Here is a 25,048-nt window from a genome sequence, read left to right as displayed (position 1 = left end):
CATGTCCAACCCCATGAGCAAGCTCAGCCTACGCCTGCGGATCTTTCTGTTTTTCTGCCTGATCGCGCTTGGTGGGACCGCCATCGTGCTGGGTGCGCTCTGGGTTGGACACGCGCGCGCGCTTGCCACCACCCCGGCCAACGGCTTTGTCTTTGCTGGCATCCTTGCCAGTTTCGGCTTTGTCGCGCTCACCACCGGCGTCTGGCTGCTGTTTGATGAAAACGTCGCCAAACCGATCGAGCGGCTGTCCGCCCGGTTGCGCACCCGAGCCCACGCCGGGACCGGCACAACCGTGGACAAGGACGCCGCCCGCTATCTGGGCGATCTCGCCCCCGCCGCCGATGCCATCACCGCTGCCCTGTCGGAAAACGCCGTCTCGACCGCCCAGCGGATTGCCAACGAAACCGCCCGCCTGACCGCCGAAAAGACGCAACTGACCGCCCTGCTGACGGAAATCCCGGTGGCCACGCTGCTGATCAACGCCGACGATCAGATCGTGCTGTATGACGGACAGGCGGCAGAGGTGCTGGCCCAACAGGCCGTCCCCCGCCTGAACGCGCCGCTGGCCGACTACTTCGACCCCGCCAGCATCAAGGCAGCGCGCACCGCCATGAACAAAGGCGGCAAAGAGATCAACCGCCCGCTAGAGGGGCTGGATGGCCAACAAAGCTATGATGCGCGGTTCAAGCCGATGCAGGGCGGCGGCTATATGATGATCATCGACGCCGCCCATATCGAAATCTCGCCAGAGGCCGCGCGCCCGCTGGTCTATGATTTCGACCTGATGCAGGGCCGCGGCACGGCCAAGCTGGATGAGACGCCGATTGGCAAACTCACCTTTACCGTCTTCGACACAGAGACCACCGGCCTCTTGCCGCACAAGGATGAGATCGTGCAGATCGGTGCCGTGCGGGTTGTGAATGGCCGCATCGTGCCGGGCGAGGTGATTGACCAACTGGTCGACCCGCGCCGCCCGATTCCCCCCGCCTCGACCAAGGTGCACAAGGTGACAGATGCGATGGTCGCCGGGCAGCCCGGCATCGCCCGCGCTGGACGCCAGTTCCACTGCTTTGCACGGGATTCCGTGATCGTCGCCCATAACGCGCCGTTCGACATGGCCTTTCTGCAACGTCACAAGGGCCGGATGGGGGTGGTCTGGGATCACCCGATCCTAGACACCGTCCTGCTGTCGGCAGTGCTGTTCGGGGCCTCCGAGACGCACACTCTGGACGCCCTGTGCGAACGGTTGGATGTCACAATCCCAGAGGCTTTGCGCCACACCGCGCTGGGGGACGCCCGCGCCACGGCCGAGGTGCTGGTCAGGATGCTGCCCATGCTAGAGGCGCGCGGCCTGACCACCTTTGGCGCGGTAATCGCAGAGACCCGCCGCCACGGACGGCTGCTAGAGGATTTGAACTAGGCCGCTGTCCAACCCCGGCCCCACCCCCGGCACAGGCCGCAACGGCACCTTGCCCTCGTCCTGAACCCGGCGCACCATCGCGCCCAACCGCGCCGCGCCGATCCCGCGCGCCCACACCAGCACACCGCCCAATCCTGCCGGAAAGCCCAGCCCAACGACAGAGGCGCGGTTGATCTCATCCTCCGCCACACCATCCTGCAATAGCTCCACCGCTACGACCACAAGCGCCACCAACAGCCGCTCTCGTATCTCGTCCGCAGAGAAATCCACCCGCACCATGCGGTGAAAATGCGCCTCTTCCAGCGCCAGATCCGCGACGATCGGATCGTCTACCTTGCCGCCCCCACCGGGATACCGATACCAGCCCGCGCCCGCCGTGCGCCCCAGCTTGCCCAGCTCCATCATCCGACGCAGGATCGGCGACGCCTCTGCCCCCTGCCGCGCCCACGCCAGATCCAGCCCGATCCGGTCCTCTGCCTCAAACGGCCCTTCGGTGAACCCAAACGCCTCCAGCGCCTCATCCACCTCCCAAGGGGTCGAGCCGTGCAGAAACACCGCCTCTGCGGCGTCCCGGAACGGACCGCGCAACCGCTCGACCAGTGTGTCAGCCAAGAAACTTTTCCCGCGCGATCAGCGCCAGCAACCGCTCCAACGTATCCGTCACAGAGGCACCAGAAGTGTTCAGTTGCGCATGCGCCCGTTCATACAGGGTCTCTCGCGCCTGAAGGATCGACTTCAACTGCCCCATCGCCTCTGGCTGGCCCGCCATGGGCCGCTCATCGCCCTGCGCACGAACGCGCGCCATGTGCTCCTCAGGCGCGGCCTTCAGCCAGATGGTGTGGAAATGCGACAGCAGCCGGTTGTAGGTGGCAGGCTCGGCCACAATGCCGCCCCCCACCGCAAGGATCACCTGCTCATGGGTCGCAATCACCTGCTCCAGCGCATCCGCCTCCAGCTTGCGAAAGCCCTCTTGCCCGTACAGCGCCATGATCTCGGCCACCGGCATCCCGCCGACCTCGGAAATCTCATTGTTGAGTTCGATAAACGGCACCTCCAAAGCAGTGCCCGCCATCCGCCCCAGCGTGGACTTGCCCGCGCCGCGCAGTCCGACAAGGCAGATGCGCTGCGCCCGCTGCCCACCCGGCGCACCGTCCAACAACAACGCCCTGACCTGCGCCTGCACCGCTGCCTCTGACTGGCGGTACAAATCCGCCATTTGCAGCGCCTCAGAGGTCCACGGATCGTCCTCACCCAACAGCCAGTCGATCCGGAAATCCAGTGCCTCGGCCACCCGGCACAACAGCCCGATCGAGATATTGCCCGCCCCGCTTTCCAGCTGTGCAAGGTAGCGCGGCGACACGCCAGAGGTCTCGGACAGCACGCGGCGTGAAATGCCGCGCTGTTCCCGAACCTGCCGGACTCGTTCTCCGACACGGGTCATCAACGCGGCAACCGCGTCTTCCGTTACCCTGTGTCCATCCAATTCCACCGCCACCGCGATCCCTTCCGCGCCCTGCCTGCTCCTGTGAACTATAGTGCATAGCGGAGTTGGACGGCGCTGAAAAGGAAGGATTTTTGCAAAGTGGACGCTACGTCATACGCATAATCCTGCGCTCTTGCGGTGTGGATCGCCTGGCCGCTCAGTCGCGACCCAGAATAACCTCTGGCACCATCACCACGTCGATCAGCGCCAGACACAGCCCGGAACAGTCTTTGCACCCGATACAGGTGCTTGGGTCAGCTTGGAGTTTTTCGCCAAAGGCGCGGCTGCGCGGGGCATAGCCAATCAGGCGGTCTGCTTGCATGGATGTCTTCCTGTTCGCAACAGAAGGGTCAGTCCCCAAGACTACCCTCCCCGCAACACCCGTCCTTGTTCCAGATCAAGACAGCACAGTTTGTCTCACCGAAAGACCGTCACAACCGCACAACTGCCGGGTCATCCTCGGCATACAGCCGCTCCAGTAAATCCGCGCGCCGCGCCAGCACCTTGCGGGTGTTCAGGTTGCCCTTGGCCGTGATCTCGCCGTCGCCCATGGACGGCGGCTCGGCCAGCACCATCACCCGCATGACCCGCGCGGCAGAGCCGTGATCCGCCCGCAAGGCCAGCTTGTCGGCAAGCGCGCTCCGCAAGGCTTCGCTCATCAGCGCGCCGTCGATTTCGGCCTCGCCCGCCAGCGCCAGTGCCTCGGTCGAGGGAAAGATCATCAAGCCGACCTCCGCCCGATCCGCGCCACAGATCACGATGTCCTGCACCAGCGGCGCATAGTCGATCAACAGTTCCAGCCGCAGGGTCGCCGCGCGCACCCATGTGCCCGTCAACAGCTTGAAGTCTTCAGAGATGCGCCCGTCAAACCGCATCCCCTTGGTCAGGTCGTCCTCATCGACAAATCGCACCGCATCCCCGGTACAAAAGAACCCCTCTTCGTCAAAGGCTTCGGCGGTTTTTTCCGGATCGTTCAGATAGCCGGGCATGATGTTCGGCCCGCGCACGCGGATCTCGCAGCGCATCTCAGAGTCGGGGATCAGCTTGACCTCGACCCCGGTCATCGGAACCCCGATGATGCCGGACATGGTGGTGGGCTCATGCTGGATCAGGCAGGCGGGCGCGGTTTCCGTCAGCCCCCAGGACGAATTCATCAAGGGCACCTCACCGCGCACCTCGCGCGCCATGTCCTCCAGATCCGCCCAGACGTCCTGCGGCAGCGACGCCCCGGCGTAAAACAGCATGTCGAGATCTTCGAAATACCGTTGCCGCAATCCGCGATCCGCCTTCATGGCGTTGCGCAACATGGCAAAGCCCACCGGCACGTTAAAGGCCATGGTGCCGTTCATCAGGCGGTTGTTTTCGATGGTCTCGGCGATCTTGGCCGGGATCGGCTTGCCGCCGTCGATATACAGCGCCCCGCCATTGGCCAGCATCATGTTCACATTGTGCGAGCCGCCAAAAACGTGGTTCCACGGCAGCCAGTCGACAATCCGCGGCGGGCGGTCGCGCAAAAAGGGCAGCGCATCGGCGATCTGCGCCTGATTTGCGCACATCATCCCCTGCGTCGTGATCACTGCCTTGGGGTGTGAGGTTGACCCGGACGTCATCAGATACTTGGCCACGGTCTGCGGCCCGACCTGCAAGGCTGCCGCCGCCACTGCCAACCCGTCGCCTGCGCGCAACATCGCTGTCAGGTCGGTCTGGCCCGCTTGCGGATTGCGGGCCACGACACGCTCCACGCCATCAAACAGCGCATGTCCCAGCACCGTCCCGTACCGCGCGCCATCATCGGCAAAGACCATCGCCGGGTTCACCAGTCGCGCACAATGCTCCAACTGCGGCCAAGCGCCGGGGATCAACGCGTATTGCTCTGCCAGAGGCACGGTGGGCACGCCGACATACTGCGCCGCCAGCGTCAGCAAGGCGTGATCCACCCCGTTGCCCGACAGGATCAGGATCGGCGTATCCGCCCCCATCCCCCGCTCCAGCAGGCTGGCCGCGATAAGGCGCACCGCCTCGCGCGCCTCGGCATAGGTGACCTCGCGCCAGCCTGCCCCAGAACGTTCCGCCAGAAACACCGCGTGCGGCGTCAGATCGGACCAATGGTCCAGCCAATCGCCGGTCCGGGTCGCGGGTCGAGACATTTTATGGCCGGAGCGCAGCAGGATGGTGCCATCGGCCCGGTCCTGACGTGTGACGGAATGGGCACGATAGGTGGTCATGGGGAGATCCTCAGCGTTGCGGCAACCGGACACCGGCATCCAGACGGATCGTGGTGCCGTTGAGGTAGGGGTTCGCGATGATCTGGCTGACCATCAAACCGTATTCCGCCGGATCACCCAAACGGTGCGGGAATGGCACGTTGGCGACGATCCCCGCCGTCGTCTCCTCTGGCAGGCCCTCCATCATCGGCGTGTTGAACAGCCCCGGCGCAATCGCCATCACGCGCACACCCTGCTTGGCCATCTCACGCGCGGCGGGCAGGCACATGGCCGCAATCGCCCCCTTGGAGGCCGCATAGGCCGATTGCCCGATCTGCCCATCCTGAAACGCGACAGAGGCGGTGTTGATCACCACTCCGCGCTCGCCCGTCTCCAGCGGGTCCAGCGCCATCATCTCCCGCGCCGCATGGGACATGACATAATAGGTGCCCATCAGGTTCACCCGGATGGTCTGTTCGAACAGGTCCGTCGACAGCTTGCCCTCACGCCCCACGATCCGCGCCGCCGGTCCGATGCCCGCACAACTGACCGCCACACGCGGCGCGCCCAGCTTGGCCACCACCTCGGCCATAGCCGCCCCAACCGACGCCTCGTCGCCCACATCCGTATGAACCGCATGACCGCCGATTTCCGCCGCCACCACAGCGGCCCTGTCCGCGTCGAAGTCCAGAATGCCGACCCGCGCGCCATCCGCCGCCAGACGCCGCGCCGTCGCCGCCCCCAGACCGCTTGCGCCACCTGTCACGACCGCGACCTGACCCTTGATGTCCATCGTATCCTCCTCCAGCACGGCGGGGCTTTTTCTTGGTCAAAAGTACTCTAGGGGGAGTCGCCAAAGGCGCCCCTCTACCCCGGTATCAGGAACAATGTGATCGACGGAAACGCCACAAGGATGACGACCCGGACAAGATCCGACGCCACATAATAGATCACCGCGCGATAGGTCTGAACCATCGGCGTGGCCGGGTCCATCGCGTTGATCACAAACAGGTTCATCCCCACCGGAGGCGTGATCAACCCGACCTCGACCACGATCAGAACAAGGATACCGAACCAGATCGCCACATGTTCCTGACTCATGCCGAAATCCAGCGCCGAGATCACCGGAAAGAAGATCGGGATCGTCAGCAGGATCATCGACAGGCTGTCCATAAAACAGCCCAGCAACAGGTAGATGACAAGGATCAGCGACAGCACCGCAATCGGCGACATGCCCAGCTCAACCACCCAGTTGGACAGCTCCTGCGGCACCCGCGTGCGGGCAAGAAACAGGTTATAAAAGGCCGCGCCGAAAACGATGAAAAAGATCATCGCGGACGACCGGGCCGTATCGGTGAAACTGTCCAACAGCGTGCGCCACGTCAGCCCGCCACTGGTCAGCGCGATGATGCCGGTGCCCAATGCGCCCACCGCTGCGCCCTCTGTCGGGGTAAAGAAACCGCCATAGATGCCGCCCACCACCGCGATAAACACCGTCAGCACCGGCCAAACGTCAAAGATGGCGCGGAACCTTTCGGCCATCGGCACCGGCTCTCGCACACCGGCAGCCTCTGGGTTGATGCGCACATAGATCGACACCGCGATCATATAGCCGATGGCGGCCAGAACGCCGGGAATGAAGGCAGCCAGAAACAGCTTGGCGATGTTCTGTTCGGTCAGAATGGCATAGATCACCAGCACCACAGAGGGCGGGATCAGAATGCCCAACGTGCCGCCAGCGGCCAGCGTCGCGGTGGAAAAGCCACCCTCATAGCCATAGCGTTTCAGTTCCGGCAGAGCCACGCGGCTCATGGTGGCGGCGGTGGCCAGCGACGACCCGCAGATCGCGCCAAAACCCGCGCAGGCCCCGATGGCGGCCATGGCGACACCGCCCTTGCGATGGCCCAGCCAGCTTTCGGCGGCCTTGAACAGCGCCTGTGACATGCCGCCCAGCGTGGCGAAATATCCCATCAGCAGGAACATCGGCACAATCGACAGCGAATAGCTGGAAAAGGTCGAATAGGTCAGGTCCTTGAGCTGCGCCAGCGGCAGCCGCGTGCTGCCCATGACAAAGTAGAACCCGGCAAACCCGGCAACAAACATTGCCAGACCAATCGGCACCCGCAGGAAGATCAACAACAATAGGGCCGGAAAGGAGTAGATGCCGATTTCGAGATTGCTCAATGATCCGCTCCCACGGCATTCGGCGCGATCATGCGCCCGGATAGAAGTTCATACAGCCGCATGAGGACGATATAGACGGATGTGACGGCGGCAAGGGCCGCCCCCACAAGGCTGGCCGCATAGGCCCACCAGACCGGAAATTCCAGCAACAGCGATGTCTGACCAGAGCTCAGCTTGCGCAGCATCCCGGCGTTCAACTGGATCGCGATGGTCACCAGCGCGACCGCAAACAGCACCGAAATCAGCAGCTCCAGCAGCCGGTTGGCCCGGGTTGGCAAAGCGTTGGTAAAGATATCGACAGAGGCGTGCCCCATGGTCACCTGACAAAACGGGATAAAGGCGAAAATACAGAACGCCATCCCGGCCTCGACCAATTCGTAAGAACCGCGAATGGCCCCCACGCCGGCATCAATCAGCCAGGTCGCCAGACCGGGGGCCACCGACATCATCAAAGCCGAATGCAAGGCGGTGTTCACGACGCGGCCCAGAATTGAAATGCAGGTGATCAGGACCAGCAAGATCAGCACGACCCCACCCATTAGCGCCATGATGCGCGCAAGTCCCAATACGATGCGGTGCAGACCGGTCATCGCAGATGCCCCCTCTTGTCTCGAAAGGGGCCGCGGACATCTGCCCGCGGCCCCAAGTGTTAATGTCTTACTTGGCCCAGGTGTCCATCTCAGAGGTGTACTCCGCCATCAGCGCACGGGCCTCGTCGATCAGCGCCTGACCGTCGATGTTCTTGCTCTTCATGTCCGCAACCCAGGTCTCGTAGATCGGGTTGACCAGAGCGTCCCATTCCTTGGCGTCGTCTTCGGACACGGTGACGATATTGTTGCCCAGATCGACGGCGATCTGACGGGCCGGACCATCCGCGTCGGCCTGCGTGCCGCCCGCAAAGATCGAGAACTCCAGACCAGAGTTGTCGTCGATGACCTGTTGCAGATCCTCAGGCAGGCTTTCGTACATGTCCTTGTTCATCGCCAAAACAAAGGTCAGGTTATACAGCGCCGGACCGTCGAATTCGGTGTGATTGCTCACCAGTTCCGGCACTTTCAGCGAGGCGGTCACTTCCCACGGGATGGTGGTGCCATCCAGAACGCCTTTGGACAGTGCTTCGGAAATGGCCGGAACCGGCATCCCGATCGGCTCTGCGCCGACGCGTGTCAGCAGGTCGTTCACCAGACGAGAGCCGCCACGGATCTTCATGCCTTCCAGATCGGACGGCACCACAACCGGCTTGTTGGTGTGGAACATGCCCGGTCCGTGAACCCATGTACCCAGGATCTTGAGATCGGCAAATTCGCCGTTCTCCATATGCTCTTCGAACATCTTCCAATAGGCGTAAGAGGCGGCGCGCGCGTCTTCGACCATGAACGGCAGTTCAAAGACCTCGGTGGTCGGATAGCGGCCCGGCGTATAGCCAACCACGGTCCAGACAATATCGGCGATGCCGTCTGCGGCCTGGTCCATCAGTTCCGGCGGGCTACCGCCCAGCTGCATCGACGGATAACGCTCGATCTCGATCCGCCCGTCCGACGCTTCCTCAACCCGGTCCGCCCAGACGTCCAGCACCAGTTTCGGCACGTTGGCCTGTGCCGGCAGGAATTGGTGCAGCGTCAGCGTGACCTCCTGCGCCATGGCCGGCGTGGTGGTCATCATCGCGGCCAGCGCGGCCCCGGCGAAACCCAGAACAGTTCTACGATTGGTCATGTCTTACCTCCCTGAATGACTCTAATTCTTGTGTCCCGAACGGCAGGACGAAGGGATCTCCCCAACCCCGACAGAAGTGATACATCGTTCCGTTGCATATGCAACGAAATATTGGAGACCGCCCACCCATCCTGACCTCCCCTTCAGAACGCCCCCCGGATGACCCGAGAGTATGCATCATTTTGCACAGGCTGCACTATATCGCAATGAATTTCCCGCCCGTGCGGTCGGTTTTACGACGTCCGACGAAAGCTGTCCACACACCCCTGCACCCTGCCCTCACAGGAGCAGGTCAGGCCTCGATTGTCCATATTAATCCACTAGGAAACAAATTTTGCACAGGGATTCCGCAAAATGCGACGCCGCCATTCGCCATAGGAACGTGGCCCGCCCCCAGCACACGCAGGTGTTGAGGCGCGCCCGAAATCCCCGGACGCGCCGACAGAATCAGCCCAGCGTCACGGCCTTGCCGGTCTGTGCCGATTCCAGCGACGCATCGGCCAGCTCCAGCGCCCGCAACCCGTCCTGCCCTGTGGTTGGCAACGCGCCGCCCGCCGTCACCGCCGCGACAAAGGCGGCGATCTCGTTGGCATAAGCCACCGCATAGCGATCCATGAAAAAGTTCAGCAGCGGCGGCCGGGTGAACCCCGCGCCCCCCGACACCTCAACCGTGCTTTCATGCCGGTTCGCGGCAGAGGCCATCCCCGCAGAGCCATGCACTTCGATCCGCTGGTCATAGCCATAGGTGGCCCGGCGAGAGTTGGTGATCACCGCCTGCTTGCCGCTCGCCGTCTTCAGGATCACGTTCACACTGTCGAAATCGCCCAGCGCGCCAATCTCGGGGTCGACCAGAACAGAGCCCTGCGCCATGACCGTCACCACCTCTTGACCCAACAGCCAGCGCGCCATGTCAAAGTCATGGATGGTCATGTCGCGGAAAATCCCGCCCGACACCTTGATATAGGCCGCAGGCGGCGGACCGGGATCGCGCGAGGTGATCACCACCATCTCCACATCACCAATCTGACCCGCGTCAATCGCCGCCTTCACCGACATGAAATCCGGGTCAAACCGGCGGTTGAACCCGACCATCAACTTGGCGCCGGTGTCCTCGACCGTGGCCAGCGCCTGCCGCACGCGTTCCGCCGACAGATCCACCGGCTTTTCGCAAAAGATCGCCTTGCCCGCCTTGGCGAACTGTTCGATCAGGTCGGCGTGGGTGTCGGTCGGCGTACAGATCGCCACCGCATCAATATCCTCGCTGGCGGCAATCTCTTCAATGCTGCGCAGGTCACAGCCATACCGCGCCTTCATGTCGTCGGCCGCCGTCTGCGTCGGCTCTGACAGCGCGACAAACCGCGCCCCCGCCGTGGCCGAAATCGCCCGCGCGTGCGCCTGACCAATCCGGCCCGCGCCCAGAATTGCAAATCCAAGTGTCATGTCTCTCTCCCGGTTTGGACCTAGTCGGCGACAAACCGCGCCGCAGGCATGTCCGGATATGCAGGGCCCAAGGGCGGTCCGGTCAAGCCACCCGGCGGCACAATGCGCGTTTTTCTATCATCTCTGCGAGGCGCGCGCGCAGAACCCCTCACACACCTGTCACAGCGTGAACAGCGCCGGTGAGATCACCTCTTGCGGGCCGGGGTCCAGCCGCGTCACATGCGCCGCCGGTCCTGCGGGAAACAGCCGCCGCACCAGCGGATCATGCCCCGGCACCACCAATTCGCGCGACGAGGCCAGCCGCTTCAGCGTCTCGAATCCGTCCAGCATGTTTTGCAAATCAACCACGATGGGAAAGGGTTTGTGCAGCCAGACGTTCTCATAGAAATGCGCCGCGTCCGAGGCCAGCACCATCCACCCCGCCTGCGTGCGCACCCGCACCGCCTGCAAGCCGCGGGAATGCCCGCCAATGCAATGCACCGTCACGCCCTCAGCCACCTGCGCCTCGCCGTCGTGAAAGATCACCTTGCCCGCGTACAGCCGCCGAACCGCCTCACAGACATGATCGGCGGTAAACGGCATCCGCAACACGTCGTGGCACATGCACGGCCCGGTGGCATAGGCCATCTCGGCGGCCTGCAAATGCAGGGTCGCATTGGGAAACAGATGCAACCCGCCCGCATGGTCATAATGCAGATGCGTCACGATCACCTGTGTCACATCCTCGGGCGTCACCCCCAACGGCGCCAGCGCCGCCCCCGGATCCAGCCGGATGGGCCGCCCCCGCGCCTGCGCCTCGGCATCGTCATAGCCGGTGTCGACAAGGATCACCTCCTCGCCGCGCCGCAGCAGCCAGACGAAATACTCCATCGGGTGCGGCGCATCGTGGTTGTCGTCAAAGATGAAACTGTCGGCACGCACGCGCGCGACGCGATCCGCATAGCAGACGGCATAAACCTCCCAATCGCTCATTGGTCCACCCGCGCAAAGCATTGCACCTGCTTGTCACTGACAAAGGGCGCGCTGGCCGCCTCAAAGCTGATGAAATGCGCGGTGGTCAAATGCGCCTCAAACGCGGCCCGGTCGTCATAGATCTCATACAGGAACACCTCGCCGGGGCGGTCGGCATCGGTGCAGACGTCAAACTGATGGCACCCCGGCTCATCGCGGACAGAGGCGCGGGCGTTCTGGCGCATCAGGTCCAGAAAGGCATCTGCCGTCTCCGGGTTGATCTCGAAACGGACGGTCACGGCATACATCGGCTTTCCTCCCCTTGCCTCGCGCGCACTGTAGGCAGGCCCGTGGCACAGGTCTATGCTGCACACAAAACCGGGAGGACACATGACATTCAACGACCGAGCGAACGACACCCGCCCTCTTCGGGTGGCTTGCCTTGGCGCGGGCTATTTCAGCCGCTTTCACTATGACGGATGGCGGCGCATTGCGGGCGTCGATCTGGTCGGGGCCTGTGACCACGACATCGCCAAGGCGCGCGACACCGGTGCGCCCGCCTTTGACGATCTGGCCAACATGCTGTCCGAGACAACGCCAGACCTGCTGGATGTGATCGTGCCGCCCCCGGCGCAGGCACAGGCCATCCGCACGGCACTGGCCGCAGGGGTTCGCGCGCTGATCTGTCAAAAGCCCTTTTGCACCTCCCCGGCAGAGGCGCTTGCCATCACCCAAGAGGCCGAAACCGCAGGCGCGCTGCTGGTCATCCACGAAAATTTCCGCTTTCAGCCGTGGTATCGCGTGATGAAAGCGCGCCTAGACGCGGGAGAGATCGGCACCGTCCAGCAGATCACCTTTCGCCTGCGCCCCGGCGACGGTCAGGGGCCGGATGCCTACCTTGACCGGCAACCCTATTTCCAACAGATGCCGCGCTTTCTGGTGCATGAAACCGCCGTTCACTGGATCGACACCTTCCGCTATCTGCTGGGCGCGCCCTCGGCGGTCTATGCCGACCTGCGGCAGGTCAATCCGGTGATCGCGGGTGAGGACGCGGGCTATATCCTGTTCGATCATCCGGGCGGCGCACGCGCCTTGTTCGATGGCAACCGCCTCTTGGATCACGCCGCCACCAACACCCGCTGCACCATGGGAGAGGCTTTGGCCGAAGGCACCACAGGCACGCTGACCCTGACCGGGGACGGCGCGCTGCACCTGCGCCGCTTTGGCGCGTTAGAGGCACAGACGATCCTGCCGCCCGACACCTCCGACACCTTCGGCGGCGACTGCGTATTTGCCCTGCAAAGCCATGTGGTGTCCTGCCTGCGCAACGGTGACATGCCCGAGAACACGGCCCGCGATTACTTGCCCGTCATCAGCATCGAAAACGCCGTCTACACCTCCGCCGCCGAGGGCCGAAAGCTAGAGCTAGACCCACGCGCGAGTCCTAACGAAGGGTAAATTCGCCTCTGCAAGCCATTGAAGACGCGACGTCACCTTGGCCGCCGCATGTGGACACTCACCCATACAGGCCCGCCACACGCCCCCTCAATTGCACCAGCGCCAGCACCGTATCAATGGTCGGCGTGGGCGTCGACGTGATCCGCCCCAGCTCCTGAACAGACCCCACCAGAGCATCGATCTCCATCGGCCTACCTGCGTCCAAATCCTGCAGCATAGAGGTCCGATGCGCCCCCACAGCCGCCCCGCCATCAATCCGCCGCTCCACATCGATGGGGAACTTCACGCCCAGCTTTTCAGCGATCTCCTGCGCCTCACCCATCATCCCCCGCGCCACTCCACGCGTGCCCGGATCAGTACACAAAACGTCCAAGGTCGCATGGGTCAGCGCCGAGATCGGATTGAACGACAGGTTCCCCCACAGTTTGACCCAGATCTCATCGCGCAAACGCGGCCGCACCGGCGCCTTCAACCCCGCGGCGCCCAAGACCTTGGACAAGGCCAGCGCCCGCTCTGACTTCTCCCCCGATGGCTCGCCCAGCGAAAAACGATTGCCCTCCACATGCCGGATCACACCCGGCCGGATCACCTCCGCCGCCGGATAGACAACACAGCCCAGCACCCGATCAGGTCCAAACCCGTCCCACTGCACGTCACCCGGATCAACAGAGGCCAGCCGCGTGCCCTCCAGTTCCCCGCCGACGCGATGGAAATACCACCACGGCACGCCGTTCACCCCGCTGACCACGGTCGTCTCCGGACCAATCAATGGCGCCATCTTCGCCACTACGCCCGGCACCGAATGCGCCTTCAAGGTCACAATCACATAGTCCTGCACGCCCAACGCCGCCGGATCCTCGGACGCCCGCACCGGCACGCAGGTCTCACCGCTCTCTTCAATCAACCGCAGCCCATCCGCCTGCATCGCCGCTAGATGCGGCCCGCGCGCCACAAGGCTCACATCCGCGCCCGCCTGCGCCAGCTTGACGCCCAGATACCCGCCGATCGCCCCGGCCCCGAAAATGCAGATCTTCATCCCGTCCCCTCGCACGCGCCCCGTGCTTCTTCTCTGTCAAAATACCCCCCGCCGGAGGCTCCGACACCGGCCACAGATACCGCCGCCAGAGCAATAGCTCAGGTGGTTGCAACAAGCCCCAGCTTTTCAGCCATGCCAATGCGTTGCATCTTGCCCGTCGCGCCCTTGGGGATCTCCTCCAAAATCACCACCAGGCGCGGCACCTTGAAATCGGCCATGCGGTCGGCGGCAAACCCACAGATCTCCTGCTCGGTCGCGACGCAGCCCTCTCGCAGCACAACCGCCGCCGCGACTTCCTCTCCCAGCTTGGGGTGCGGTAGGGCAAAGGCCACGCATTGCGCCACTGCGGGGTGATCCATCAGCACGCCGTCCACCTCCAACGGCGAAATCTTCTCGCCGCCCCGATTGATGATCTCTTTCAACCGCCCCGTCAGGCTAAGGAAGCCCTCCGCGTCCAAGGCCCCCTGATCGCCGGTTCGGAACCAGCGCGTGCCGCCTGCCTCGAAAAAGTTCTTGGCGTTGGCCTCGGGGTTCGCCTCGTAGCCCGGCGTCACATTGGGACCAGAGATCACAACCTCTCCGACACCGTCGATCAGGCTGTTTTCAACCTCATGGGCAATGGCCACCTCTGGCCCCGCCGCCACACCGACAGACCCCGGCTTTTGCCGGTCCAGAGGGTTGCAGCACATCTGATGCGCTGCCTCTGTCATGCCGTAGGCCTCGACCACCGGCGCGCAAAAGGTCTCGGCCAGCTGCGCCATGACCTGCGCGGGCAATGAGGCCGACGAAGACCGCAGGAACCGCAGCGGGACATCGCCGATCACCTCCGCATTGCGCGGCGCGCGTGACAGGATCGCCTGATGCATGGTCGGCACCGCCGTGTACCACGTCGGGCGCGCCTCGCGCATCTGCGCAAAGAAGGCCAAGGCGTTGAACCCCGGCGCGCAAAAGACCGATGCCCCCGCCGACAAAGAGGCACAGACCGCCGCCAGCAACCCGTGGATGTGAAACAGCGGCATCACGTTCAGGCAACGGTCCTGCGGCGTCAGCGCCAAAGACGTTGCGATATGCCGCGCTGACGCTGCGATGTTCGACTGCATCAACGGCACGATCTTAGGCCGCGACGTGGTGCCCGAGGTGTGCAGGATCAGCGCCACGTCCTCCGGCCCCGGTGTGCCGTCCCGCGCCGCCACGACCGCGCCGTCAGGTTCCAGCCGGAACAGACCGGCGGTCTGCGCGTCCTCATGCAACCAAAGGATTGTCAGGCCAAAGCGGCGCGCCGGGGCCAGTGCCGGACCGTCATAGCCCGCCTCAAGGATGATCGCCTTTGCTTTCAGATCCTCAAGGTAAAAGGCGTATTCCTCTTCGCGATAGGCCGGGTTCAGCGGGGCGGTTGTCGCCGACGCAGCGACAGTGACAAAGGCGGTGGCCATGGTGGCCCCGTTCGGCAACACAATCGCCACACGGTCCTGCGGCCCGATGCCCGCACTGCGCAGCCGGGCCCGCACATCCCCCGCAAGCGCGCGCAGCCCGCCAAAGCTGAGCCAGCCTTTTGACGGCGCGCCGATAGCCTGCGCCGCGTCCGGATGTGTCGCCATCAGGTCCGCAAATGTCCCCGTCATACGCCGTGTCCTCCCAGTCATGCGCCCCGCGCCAATCTCCCTCGGCGCGGTCCCCCTCGCGCCAGAGTGTTCACCAGGACCGGTGCGTTGAACAGGGGCGACTTCGCCCCTCTCCCCGTGCCCGGTCTGCGCATGTGCACCTGTGCGCGACGTCGCTGTGCCCCGACCCAAAGATTTCGCCTAAAAACCGTCGCGTTTTGCCTGTCCGTGTTGGGAAGATCCTGACCCCTCACAGGACACATTGTCCGGCAAGCGACAATCGAGTCGGAGGGTCGATGGAACGCAGTGGCATTTTTCCGGTCGACGGGGCGGTTCCGGTGGACGTCATGGACGAGACCGGGCTGCCCCCTGGTCGGGTGCGGACCTGTTCGCCTGAAATCGCGGGCGGTCTGCCGTGTTGCGCGCGGATCAAGACCCTTCAGGGTGAGCGGCGGGCCGGTGATCTGCGCCCCGGCGACCGCGTTCTGACGCGCGACAATGGCTATCAATCCCTGCGGTGGAGCGGGCGAACGCCCGACGGATCACCCGCCGTTGCCGCGATCCGCATTCGCAAGGGCGTTCTTGGACACGGCCTGCCGGAACGGGTCATGCTTGTCGCGCCGGAACAGCGTTTCGTGATCGGCGGGGCGCGCCTTCGCCACCTGCTTGGACTGGCCGAGGCCACAGTGACCGCCGCGCAACTGACCAGACTGAAGGGCGTGACGGCACTGCACCACAGCCCCGGCACCTACGTTCAGATACTGTTCGACCGGCATGAAGTTGTGATGGTCGAAGGAGTCTGGACCGACAGCCTGCGATTGACGTCCGCTGTACTGGCCCGCCTGCCGCGTGCCACGCAGGACGCGCTACTTGCCGCAGGCCCTGCCCTGACCAAAGACGGCTCTGCGCCCCCGGCCCGTCCGCCTGTCCCGTCCGATCTTGTCCAAACCCTGTTGCGAACCCGTGACAGGCCCGAACTGGCCCGATCCGGCCTGAGCCTTCAGGTCACGCGCGATCGGACCTGATATTTGGCCTCCCGCCAGATCTCATCGCGCAGAATCTCTTCCATCACGTCCACCGCCGCGATCACATCGGCCTCGTCAATGTAGAGCGGGGTAAAGCCAAAGCGCATGATATCGGGCGCGCGGAAATCGCCGATCACCCCCCGATCCGCCAGCGCCTGCACGGCGGCGTAGCCGTCCTTGAACGCAAACGATACCTGCGACCCGCGCTGCGTGCCGTCGCGCGGCGAGGCAAGCGTCAGCATCGGACAGCGCGCCTCGACCTCGGTGATGAACCGCTCACACAAGGCGACAGAGGCCGCGCGCAGGTCGGCCATGTCGACGCCCTCCCACACATCCAGCGCCGCGTCCAGCGCGGCCAGCTGCAGGATCGGCGGCGTGCCGACACGCATCCGTTCGGTCGACATGGCGGGGCGGTATCCCGGCTCCATCGCAAAGGGCGCGGCATGGCCCAGCCAGCCAGACAGCGCCGGTTCGATCGACTCAACAATGTCCGGACGCGCGTAAATAAAGGCCGGTGCCCCCGGCCCGCCGTTGAGGTATTTATAGCTGCAGCCCACGGCAAACTCTGTCCCGCTGGCCGTCACGTCCACCGGCACGGCCCCCGCGCTATGCGCCAGATCCCAGACCATGACAGCCCCCGCCGCATGGGCGCGCTCGGTGATCGCCTTCATGTCGTGCATCCGGCCAGAGCGGTAATCGACCTGCGTCAGCATCACCACGGCCACCTCATCGGTGATCGCCTCTGCCACGTCCTCGGGCGCGGGGGTGCGCAATTCGTACCCCTTGTCGATGGTGCCGATCAGCCCCTGCGCCATATACAAATCGCTGGGAAAGTTGCCTGCATCGGACAGGATCACACGCCGGTCGGGCCGCATCTTCAGCGCCGCCGCCAAAGCCTGATAGACCTTGATCGACAGCGTGTCGCCGGTGGCCACCGACCCGGCGGGCGCGCCAATCAGACGGCCGATGCGATCACCAACCTTGGCAGGCAGCGCCATCCAGTCGGCGGTGTTCCACGCCCGGATCAGCTCTTGCCCCCATTCCGCCGTCATGACCTGCTGCATCCGCTCTGTCGCGCCTTTGGGCAGCGGCCCCAGCGAATTGCCATCCAGATAGATCACGCCCTCGGGCAGGTGAAACAGCTCTTTGCGGGGCAAATTGGTCATAGCTCACCTCTCAGGTGCCAGAGTTCAGAGAAAAGTTCGACGCCCAACATGCGCCGCAGATAGGCCACGCCAGAGGTGCCGCCAGTGCCGCGTTTAAACCCGATCACCCGTTCCACGGTCGTCACATGGTTGAACCGCCAGCGGCGAAAGTAATCCTCAAGATCCATCAGCTTTTCGCCCAGTTCGTAAAGCGTCCAATAGGTCTCGATGTCCTCATAGACCACCTTCCACCGCGCCTGAATCTCTGGCACCGCCGTATGGGGGCTATCCAGTTGCGGCGCGGGCATGGCTGCGGTGTCGCCATCAACCGTGCGGAACAGCAGCGTCACAACCTCATCGTAGAAACTGGGCCGGGCCAGTTCCGCCTCCAACACGCCGCGCACCTCTGGCAGGTGGTCGTGCGGGTGCATCATGTGGGTGTTGCGGTTGCCAAGAATGTATTCGATCTGCCGGTACTGGTAGGACTGAAACCCCGACGACGGGCCCAACGCCTCGCGAAAGCGGGTGTAATCGGCGGGCGTCATCGTCCGCAGCACGTCCCACTGGTTGTTGAGTTGTTCAAGGATGCGGCTCACACGGGCCAACATCTTGAACATCTTGGCGGTATCGTCGGACAACAGCGCATCGCGCGCCGCGCCCAGTTCATGGATCGCCAGCTTCATCCACAGCTCAGAGGTCTGGTGCTGGATGATGAACAACAATTCATCATGCGCATCGCTGAGGCAATGTTGCTGCCCCAGTAACGTATCGATCCGCAGATAATCGCCATAGGACATGGCATCGGCAAAGCCCATCTTCGCCCCGTCATGGGCGGGATCAAAGGCGGCGGCGGGGCTGGTATCGTCGGGTGTCTGGGTCATATCGGCGGCACTCTTGGTCAGAATGCAGCGCCTTGGCAACCCGGTTAGAAGGCAGAACAGGGATTTCCGCGGCCATCGTGCGTGGCGATGGGGGAACCGACATGCGCAGCCCCGGCAAAAGTACCCGCTGCTCGCCTTTGAACCATTGCCGGGAATGCGTCTCGTCCATAGCCTGTCACTGTTCACCCCAATGGGACAATATTAAGAGTTTTCACATGAAAAATTTGTGCTTCGAACACCAGATTTCCGGCTCCAGACCCGGTGAAAAAGGCCCGGCACGATCATGACCTTTGCCATTTGCAAACGCTGCCTCATCAAATCCGGGGCATTCAGGCCGATCCTTGATGAGGGCAGAGACCACAACGCATTCCGCAATCGGTTCGCCGAACGACTGGTGGACGCGCGATGATTTTCACCCCGACACTGGAACGGCTCGCCTCTGTCGACGTGAGTGACCTCACCGAAATGCACAGGGTCAGGCAAACGTGGGCAGAGATTTGCGCCACGGACTTTGACCACTTTGACACGCTTTATGAGCTGATCATCGACGCAGGCGAAACGCTTTTGGGCGGGACGCACCGTCCCGACCCCGCCCATAAGTTCACTCCGAAAACCGCCACGGTTTTCCTGACGACTGTATCCGACCAACGTTACCTGACTGGGATCGGTTCACGACCTGCGATCCAGACACGCTTGGCACGGCATAACGAAAAAATCCTGTGGCTGATCCGCCAGATGACCGCAGCGGCAAAGCAGCAACCAGAGCTTGCCCAGCCGGTGGACGCGCTCATTTCGCTCTATTTTCATCATGCCTCGGCAACGGGTGACGGCATAAAGCTATACGCCGGGGTGGTGCGCGTCCTTCCCGATGTCTTGATGTCGTTTCCCGAACACGCATTCTCGTTCACCCTCTTTCTCCTTACACAGGGCTCCGATGCCGCCAAAGACATCGGGCGAATTGTAACCTTTCATGTGGTCCAGCGCGGGGACGTGATGCACACCTTCTGTCAGGAGGTTGCAAATGGCATCATGGGTCTGACCAGCGGCTCAATCAAAGCACGCTGGCAATTGGGGGCTGCAATTATGGGACCAGTTGCGCGTGCTGCGCGGGACCAGCGGCCCGACATCATCAACGATCTCGTGTCGGGGTTTGTCCTGACCCCGCTCAAATGCAACCCTAGCCACCGCGAGGCAGAAATCGCCCGCTTGGAAGCCGAACTTACGCAACTGCGCGGTCGGGTCAGGAGGTTAGAGGAACGGCTCAAATCCCCAACGCCCATCACGGTACAAGACACCCCGCTGCTCTACGACATTTCGCGCGTGCAAAAGGAACTGGACCAAATCAAGACCGATTTTGAGGATTGGAAGGGCGAACACCGGGATTTGGCAGTCCGCCATATCGCGTCCCAGCCAGACAAACGCGCCACGCTGGAGGCGATCCAGACCGGACTGTCCCCGCTTCGGAACGATACACTTGACCACCTCCTTTCTGACGCGGCGAATTTATCGTCAGCCTAAATCCGGCATGGGCCGCGTTCTGGTTCCAGCCGAACGCTCGATCCATGCTCAGGCGACCGGAGATAACCTTGGTGAGTAAAAATGAACGATGAAAAGCAAGGCGGCGCAGGCCCCGCCGCAGACGAAACCACGCAACACGCCATCGACCGGACCGTGATCGCCGATGTGCTCAACTGCTATGCGCATGGTGGCACGACAGAGCAGAGCGCCATCAGCGCCGGTGTGGATGTGGCCACCGCCCATAAAATAATTGCAGACGCCATCGCCGCGCAAAAAGGACCGGAGTGACCGACTCCCGTTGATTGACGGAAATCGGAACCCATCCATTTTGCTATGGGCCTTGATGCCCTCCCGCCGACGATCCCAAACTTGAACAGGTCGCGCCCGGCCAACTACACGTCCGTTTTCAAGGCCGGCAAAGCGCGCAAATGGTCGGTCAGGTTGGTTTTTCGGATCAGATCACACAACGAGGACACATTTGGGCAACCTACGCAGCGGCGCGCATGGCCCGCATCGACCGCTGGCCTAGGCCGATGCCGTCGGGCGGGATTCGTTGCCACTTGGCCTGCCCGCAGCCTGCACCAAAGGCGGGCCAGACGGTCCACCCCGCTGCCCCAAGTGTTACCGAAAGGTAAAACCGTCTCTGTAACCCATTGATTTATAGTGGGTGAAAGGCTGTCCACGCGTGGACAGCCCATCCTGCCTTAGCCAGCGCCTTGCGCCGCCAGCGCCGCCTCACGCATCTGGCTCAGGGTCCGGCGCGGGGTCAGCGCCTCTTCGGAAATCGCAAGGTCCAACACCGCCCCGGTGCCCGACGCGCGGGCCCGCTCAAACGCCGCCGCAAAATCCTCTGTCCGCTCGACCCGCTCGCCATGAAACCCATAGGACCGCGCCAGCATGGCAAAATCCGGGCTGACCATATCTGTCCCGGACACCCGCCCCGGATAGTGCCTCTCCTGATGGGCGCGGATCGTGCCGTAGATGCCATTGTTGAGGATCAGGACAATCGGCTGCGCCCCCGCCTGCGCCGCTGTCGCCAGCTCTTGCAGGTTCATCTGAAAGTCGCCGTCCCCGGCGAAACAGATCGCCATACGATCCGGAAAGGCCACCCGCGCCGCGATAGCAGCGGGCAGGCCGTACCCCATCGCGCCCGACTGCGGTGCCAGCAGGCGCGCCTTGGGGCCAAATTTGAAGAACTTGTTCGGCCAGACGGAAAAGTTGCCCGCGCCGTTCGTCAGGATCACATCGTCGGGCAGAACCTGCGTCAGGTGGCGCATGACCGTCCCCATATCCACCGGTGAAGGTTGCGCCGGTGCATCAAGGCTGGCCTCGAACTCTGCCCGCGCTTGCGCGCGCCAGTCAGCCCAGCCGCCTTTGACCGGGGTCAGTGCCTTGGCAAAGGCGTTCGGTCCCGCCTGTATGCCCAGCGCAGGAACATAAATCTTGCCGATTTCCGCGTCCGAGGCATGCACATGGATCAGCTTTTGCTGCGGTTCGGGCACCTTCAGCAGCGTATAGGCGTCGGTGGTCATCTCACCAAAGCGCACGTTGATGGCCAGAATGGTGTCGGCCTCTGTCAGCAGGCGACGCGCATGGGGCGGCATCCCTACCCCGGCCTCTCCGGCAAAGACCGGTGAGTGGTTGTCGAACTGGTCCTGATAGCGAAAGGCGGCAATGACCGGAATGTCAGAGGCTTCGGCAAAGGATTGCAGCGCTGTCGCGCCTTCTGCCGACCAGTTGGACCCACCCATCAGGATCAGCGGTCGGCTGGACCCGCTCAGCAGCCCCGCCACGTCCGCCACCGTCGCGCCATCCGTCGACGGCTCGCGCACGACAGAGGCACCCGCGAGCGGTGCCGCCTCTGTCATGTTGGTCAGCATGTCCTCTGGCAGAGCGATTACCACCGGACCGGGGCGGCCCGTGGTGGCGGTCTTCCACGCACGGGCAAGGATTTCCGGCACGCGGTCCACATCGTCGATTTCCACAGCCCATTTGGCCATGGAGCCAAAAACCGCCCGGTAGTCGATTTCCTGAAACGCCTCGCGTCCCTTCATGTCGGTGCCCACCTGTCCGACAAAAATCAACATCGGCGTGCTGTCCTGCATCGCAGTGTGAATCCCGATCGAGGCATTGGTGACACCCGGACCACGCGTCACAAAACAGATGCCGGGGCTATTCGTCAGCTTGCCCCATGCGGCGGACATGAAGGCCGCGCCGCCCTCATTCCGGCACAACACGAAGTCCAGCTTGCCGCCGGTGTCGTGCAGCGCATCCAGCACCGCCAGATAGCTTTCGCCCGGAACGCCGAAACCCTTTGTCGCACCCAGTGCGATCAAGCAATCGACCAAAAGTTGCCCGCCGTTGCGTATCATGTCGAATATCCCCGAAGATGGTGTGGCACCGGTACGACCCGGTGTCTTACCGTTTTTGTAGCGACAAGCGTCCGACGATGAAACCCAAAGCGCCAATTGCAGAGGGCGCCCATTGGAGAAACCCGAATGACTGGAACCCGACCGGGCGTCATCAAACGGCTGTGGCAGGACGCGCCCTGGCTAACTGGGGCATTTGTCCTGGCACTTGCCTGCACGCTGTTTTTTGCGGGCCGCTTTGTGGCCGGTGCGATTTACTGGGCCGACCCGGCGCACCGCGATGTACCGCCCGCCCCCTGGATGACACCGCGGTTTGTCGCGCATTCGTGGCGCCTACCGCCGGACATGGTGGCCGATACGCTGGCCCTTACGCACGATGGCACGGGCGGGCGGATCACGCTGGGGCAATTGGCGGCAGACCGCGGCGTGCCGGTCGAGGTGCTGATCGCCGAACTGGAGGCCGCTATTGCCCTCCACCGAGAGGTGCACCCGTGACTGAGACGCTGTTTGCTTTGGTGTCGACATATGGCCTGTGGGTTGTCGCCGGTTCGGCGTTTTTGTCCTGTCTCGCTATTCCGATTCCCACGGCCGTCATCATGCTGGCCGCAGGGGGATTTGCGGCGGCGGGGGATCTGGTGTTTTGGCAAGTGCTGGGCACCGCATGGCTGGCCGCGGTTCTGGGCGACCAGACCGGGTTTCACATCGGGCGCTGGGGCGGCCCGCCCCTGATCGACGCCATTGCACGGCGCACCGGCCGCCACAAACTGATCGGTCGGGCGCGCGATACGGTCCACCATTGGGGCGGGATTGGCGTGTTCCTGTCGACTTGGCTGTTTGCGCCTCTGGGGCCTTGGGTCAACCTGATCGCCGGGGCCGCGCGACTGGAACGCTGGCGATTCACGGTCTGGGACGTGGCCGGGGAAACGATCTGGGTCACGGCCTATGTGACACTGGGCTTTGCCTTTGGCAGTCGGCTGGAGGAATTGACGGACATCGTCACAGACTGGTCGGGCATGATTGTCTCTGCCGCCATGACCGTGACCCTCGCCACGCTTCTGGTCCTCAAGTTGCGCAAAACCCGCAAGATGCGGTGACATGGTCGCCCCTTGTGCACCGATATCCTGACAAACTATTGTAAAGGTTTAATTTAACTCGCCCAAAGCGACATGTTTTCGTCCAGTTTAGAACACCGCCCGGGCCGCATTTGCTGATGATTTGACGGTGTCCGCCGTGCAGCGCCCCCCGTTTGCCACAAAACGCGGGCTGCTCACGTTACTCAGGAGGACCCGGAATGACGCATCAGTCGAAGATCCAGGCACCTGCCGCCTCACAGCACGTTGGCGATGGGTTGCCCCCCGGCACCACCCTGTGCAACGGGCAATACACTGTCGACAAATACCTGAATGCTGGCGGGTTCGGGATCACATATCTGGCGCGTGACAGCCTAGGCCGCCGCGTTGTCATCAAAGAGTGTTTTCCCAACGCGATCTGCTGTCGCGCCGGTGAGGCCGTGCGCCTGCGGTCCCAGACCTTTGACGTGGATTTCAGCCGCGCGGTCGAATTGTTCCAGAAAGAGGCGCGCGCGCTGGCACATTTGCAGCATCCCAACATTGTGGGCGTCCACCAGATATTTGAGGCCAATGGCACGGCCTACATGGCGCTGGATTTCGTCGAGGGGACCGATCTGTTCGACATGATCGACTATAGCCCAAACGCGCTGACACCCGAGGCGACCCGCGAACTGGCGGTGATCCTGTTGCAGGCGCTCAGCTATGTGCATCGCAACGGCATCCTGCACCGCGACATCTCACCCGACAACATTCTGCTCGACACGATGGGTACGCCTGTCCTGATTGATTTCGGCGCGGCCCGGCAGGGTGCCAGTCAGGCAAGCCGCGTGTTGTCCCGCGTCCATACCGTCAAGGACGGGTATTCCCCGCAAGAGTTTTACATCGCGGGCAGCGCGCAATCGCGGTCCAGTGACCTCTACGCGCTGGCGGCCACCTTTGTGCACCTGATCGAGGGGCATCCGCCCCCCAATAGCAGTCTACGGCTGGCAGCCGTGGCGGAGCAAAAGCCAGACCCTTATCGCCCTCTGCTGGGGCGGTTCCCGGCGCAGGATCAGCGTCTGCTGGCGGCCATCGACCAATGCCTGAACCTGTTTGCCAAGGACCGTCTGCAAAGCGCCGACGCCTGGCTTGACGCGTTGTCGGGTCGCCAGAGCACTGCGGCTGTCGCGCCACCTGCAGCGGCCATCCCCCGGCCCCCTCAGGATGACCCAGAGATCGAGTCGAAAATCGCCGAACTCGTGGCCAGCAACCATCAGGCCATCGAGGCGGATTCGGCGCACCCCACAGCCCCCGCGGCCCAAACCCGAACACCGGACCCAGAGGCGGAAAAGCGCGCGGCAGAGCGCGCGTACTGGGCCATTCTGAACGAGGATCCCGCCGATTGGGCACCGCAAACGGCCCCCGACCCTATCCCGGCAAGCGCGCAGATCGAAACATCCGCTCCGCCGGCGCGACGCCAGCGCCGATTTTCGCTGAGCGCTCTGCTGCCCTGGCCCTCGCGCAGTGCGCGCGACGGCATCCAGACTAATGTTTGAGAAAAGGTGAATTGC

24 protein-coding genes are annotated in these 25,048 nt (G+C 63.3%); 8 read left to right on the top strand and 16 right to left on the bottom strand.

Going from position 1 to position 25,048, the window contains the following annotated elements; all coding sequences use genetic code 11:
• Window position 1: 1 nt before the first annotated feature.
• Window positions 2-1,420, top strand: a complete 1,419-nt coding sequence (locus ANTHELSMS3_RS12370) for a 3'-5' exonuclease (RefSeq protein ID WP_254694729.1) — start codon at window positions 2-4, stop codon at window positions 1,418-1,420.
• Here ANTHELSMS3_RS12370 and ANTHELSMS3_RS12365 read toward each other — a convergent pair.
• The 11 genes from ANTHELSMS3_RS12365 to ANTHELSMS3_RS12320 all read right to left on the bottom strand — a co-directional run bounded on the left by ANTHELSMS3_RS12365 (window position 1,403) and on the right by ANTHELSMS3_RS12320 (window position 11,703).
• A complete protein-coding gene (locus ANTHELSMS3_RS12365) occupies window positions 1,403-2,032 on the bottom strand; it encodes a 3-hydroxyacyl-CoA dehydrogenase family protein (RefSeq protein WP_094035127.1) in 630 nt (209 codons plus the stop codon). The two genes, ANTHELSMS3_RS12370 and ANTHELSMS3_RS12365, sit on opposite strands and share 18 nt — an antisense overlap.
• Entirely contained in the window at window positions 2,025-2,861 is an 837-nt protein-coding gene (locus ANTHELSMS3_RS12360) for a helix-turn-helix transcriptional regulator (RefSeq protein ID WP_094037094.1), read from the bottom strand. The genes ANTHELSMS3_RS12365 and ANTHELSMS3_RS12360 overlap by 8 nt, the downstream gene beginning before the upstream one ends.
• Window positions 2,862-3,060: 199 nt before the next feature.
• Window positions 3,061-3,225 carry a hypothetical protein gene (locus ANTHELSMS3_RS25550; protein WP_157733498.1) on the bottom strand — a complete coding sequence of 55 codons (165 nt, stop codon included), beginning with the start codon at window positions 3,223-3,225 and terminating at the stop codon, window positions 3,061-3,063.
• 109 nt (window positions 3,226-3,334) lie between these two features.
• Entirely contained in the window at window positions 3,335-5,128 is a 1,794-nt protein-coding gene (locus ANTHELSMS3_RS12355; protein ID WP_094035126.1) for a feruloyl-CoA synthase, read from the bottom strand.
• A gap of 10 nt (window positions 5,129-5,138) precedes the next feature.
• Complete coding sequence (locus ANTHELSMS3_RS12350) at window positions 5,139-5,900, bottom strand: SDR family NAD(P)-dependent oxidoreductase (protein WP_094037093.1); 762 nt, start codon at window positions 5,898-5,900, stop codon at window positions 5,139-5,141.
• 74 nt (window positions 5,901-5,974) lie between these two features.
• Window positions 5,975-7,291, bottom strand: coding sequence for a TRAP transporter large permease (locus ANTHELSMS3_RS12345; protein ID WP_094035125.1), 1,317 nt, complete (start codon window positions 7,289-7,291; stop codon window positions 5,975-5,977).
• Window positions 7,288-7,881: a TRAP transporter small permease gene (locus ANTHELSMS3_RS12340; RefSeq protein WP_254694728.1), complete on the bottom strand. Its 594-nt coding sequence runs from the start codon at window positions 7,879-7,881 to the stop codon at window positions 7,288-7,290. The genes ANTHELSMS3_RS12345 and ANTHELSMS3_RS12340 overlap by 4 nt, the downstream gene beginning before the upstream one ends.
• A 67-nt stretch (window positions 7,882-7,948) precedes the next feature.
• Window positions 7,949-9,004, bottom strand: coding sequence for a TRAP transporter substrate-binding protein (locus tag ANTHELSMS3_RS12335; RefSeq protein WP_094035124.1), 1,056 nt, complete (start codon window positions 9,002-9,004; stop codon window positions 7,949-7,951).
• A 447-nt stretch (window positions 9,005-9,451) separates the two neighbouring features.
• Complete coding sequence (gene iolG / locus ANTHELSMS3_RS12330; protein WP_094035123.1) at window positions 9,452-10,444, bottom strand: inositol 2-dehydrogenase; 993 nt, start codon at window positions 10,442-10,444, stop codon at window positions 9,452-9,454.
• A gap of 159 nt (window positions 10,445-10,603) precedes the next feature.
• Entirely contained in the window at window positions 10,604-11,416 is an 813-nt protein-coding gene (locus tag ANTHELSMS3_RS12325; protein ID WP_094035122.1) for an N-acyl homoserine lactonase family protein, read from the bottom strand.
• A complete protein-coding gene (locus ANTHELSMS3_RS12320; protein ID WP_094035121.1) occupies window positions 11,413-11,703 on the bottom strand; it encodes a putative quinol monooxygenase in 291 nt (96 codons plus the stop codon). The genes ANTHELSMS3_RS12325 and ANTHELSMS3_RS12320 overlap by 4 nt, the downstream gene beginning before the upstream one ends.
• 82 nt (window positions 11,704-11,785) lie before the next feature.
• On the opposite strand from ANTHELSMS3_RS12320, the gene ANTHELSMS3_RS12315 reads away from it, so the two are divergent.
• Complete coding sequence (locus tag ANTHELSMS3_RS12315) at window positions 11,786-12,853, top strand: Gfo/Idh/MocA family protein (RefSeq protein WP_094035120.1); 1,068 nt, start codon at window positions 11,786-11,788, stop codon at window positions 12,851-12,853.
• Between the two features lie 58 nt (window positions 12,854-12,911).
• On the opposite strand, the gene ANTHELSMS3_RS12310 is transcribed toward ANTHELSMS3_RS12315, so the two are convergent.
• Both ANTHELSMS3_RS12310 and ANTHELSMS3_RS12305 read right to left on the bottom strand, forming a co-directional pair.
• Window positions 12,912-13,889, bottom strand: coding sequence for a 2-dehydropantoate 2-reductase (locus ANTHELSMS3_RS12310; RefSeq protein ID WP_094035119.1), 978 nt, complete (start codon window positions 13,887-13,889; stop codon window positions 12,912-12,914).
• A gap of 98 nt (window positions 13,890-13,987) precedes the next feature.
• A complete protein-coding gene (locus tag ANTHELSMS3_RS12305) occupies window positions 13,988-15,511 on the bottom strand; it encodes an acyl--CoA ligase (RefSeq protein WP_094035118.1) in 1,524 nt (507 codons plus the stop codon).
• A gap of 275 nt (window positions 15,512-15,786) precedes the next feature.
• Here ANTHELSMS3_RS12305 and ANTHELSMS3_RS12300 point away from each other — a divergent pair, with 275 nt between their 5' ends.
• Complete coding sequence (locus tag ANTHELSMS3_RS12300) at window positions 15,787-16,515, top strand: Hint domain-containing protein (RefSeq protein WP_157733497.1); 729 nt, start codon at window positions 15,787-15,789, stop codon at window positions 16,513-16,515.
• Here the strand turns inward: ANTHELSMS3_RS12300 and kynU are convergent.
• Together kynU and ANTHELSMS3_RS12290 are read right to left on the bottom strand one after the other, a co-directional pair.
• Window positions 16,491-17,681, bottom strand: coding sequence for a kynureninase (gene kynU / locus ANTHELSMS3_RS12295; protein ID WP_094035116.1), 1,191 nt, complete (start codon window positions 17,679-17,681; stop codon window positions 16,491-16,493). The genes ANTHELSMS3_RS12300 and kynU overlap by 25 nt on opposite strands.
• Entirely contained in the window at window positions 17,678-18,541 is an 864-nt protein-coding gene (locus ANTHELSMS3_RS12290; protein ID WP_094035115.1) for a tryptophan 2,3-dioxygenase, read from the bottom strand. Before ANTHELSMS3_RS12290 ends, kynU begins: the two co-directional genes overlap by 4 nt.
• Before the next feature lie 405 nt (window positions 18,542-18,946).
• Here ANTHELSMS3_RS12290 and ANTHELSMS3_RS12285 point away from each other — a divergent pair, with 405 nt between their 5' ends.
• Both ANTHELSMS3_RS12285 and ANTHELSMS3_RS12280 read left to right on the top strand, forming a co-directional pair.
• Window positions 18,947-20,059 carry a hypothetical protein gene (locus tag ANTHELSMS3_RS12285; protein WP_094035114.1) on the top strand — a complete coding sequence of 371 codons (1,113 nt, stop codon included), beginning with the start codon at window positions 18,947-18,949 and terminating at the stop codon, window positions 20,057-20,059.
• A gap of 81 nt (window positions 20,060-20,140) precedes the next feature.
• Window positions 20,141-20,347 carry a hypothetical protein gene (locus ANTHELSMS3_RS12280; RefSeq protein ID WP_094035113.1) on the top strand — a complete coding sequence of 69 codons (207 nt, stop codon included), beginning with the start codon at window positions 20,141-20,143 and terminating at the stop codon, window positions 20,345-20,347.
• 416 nt (window positions 20,348-20,763) lie between these two features.
• Here the strand turns inward: ANTHELSMS3_RS12280 and ANTHELSMS3_RS12275 are convergent, their stop codons facing one another.
• The gene (locus ANTHELSMS3_RS12275; protein WP_094035112.1) at window positions 20,764-22,431 is read right to left on the bottom strand and encodes a thiamine pyrophosphate-dependent enzyme; all 1,668 of its coding nucleotides are present in this window, start codon (window positions 22,429-22,431) and stop codon (window positions 20,764-20,766) included.
• Window positions 22,432-22,557: 126 nt separating this feature from the next.
• Here ANTHELSMS3_RS12275 and ANTHELSMS3_RS25545 point away from each other — a divergent pair, with 126 nt between their 5' ends.
• The 3 genes from ANTHELSMS3_RS25545 (at window position 22,558) to ANTHELSMS3_RS12265 (ending at window position 25,033) form a co-directional block, all read left to right on the top strand.
• Entirely contained in the window at window positions 22,558-22,923 is a 366-nt protein-coding gene (locus ANTHELSMS3_RS25545; protein WP_157733495.1) for a hypothetical protein, read from the top strand.
• Window positions 22,920-23,522, top strand: coding sequence for a DedA family protein (locus tag ANTHELSMS3_RS25540; protein ID WP_157733494.1), 603 nt, complete (start codon window positions 22,920-22,922; stop codon window positions 23,520-23,522). Before ANTHELSMS3_RS25545 ends, ANTHELSMS3_RS25540 begins: the two co-directional genes overlap by 4 nt.
• A 197-nt stretch (window positions 23,523-23,719) precedes the next feature.
• Window positions 23,720-25,033, top strand: coding sequence for a serine/threonine-protein kinase (locus ANTHELSMS3_RS12265; RefSeq protein ID WP_094035110.1), 1,314 nt, complete (start codon window positions 23,720-23,722; stop codon window positions 25,031-25,033).
• Window positions 25,034-25,048 lie beyond the last annotated feature (15 nt).

Source organism: Antarctobacter heliothermus (assembly GCF_002237555.1).
In the GTDB taxonomy this organism is placed as follows: Bacteria; Pseudomonadota; Alphaproteobacteria; order Rhodobacterales; family Rhodobacteraceae; genus Antarctobacter; species Antarctobacter heliothermus_B.
Note: the sequence above shows the minus strand (reverse complement) of the source record. Positions and strands in the feature narration are given on the sequence as shown.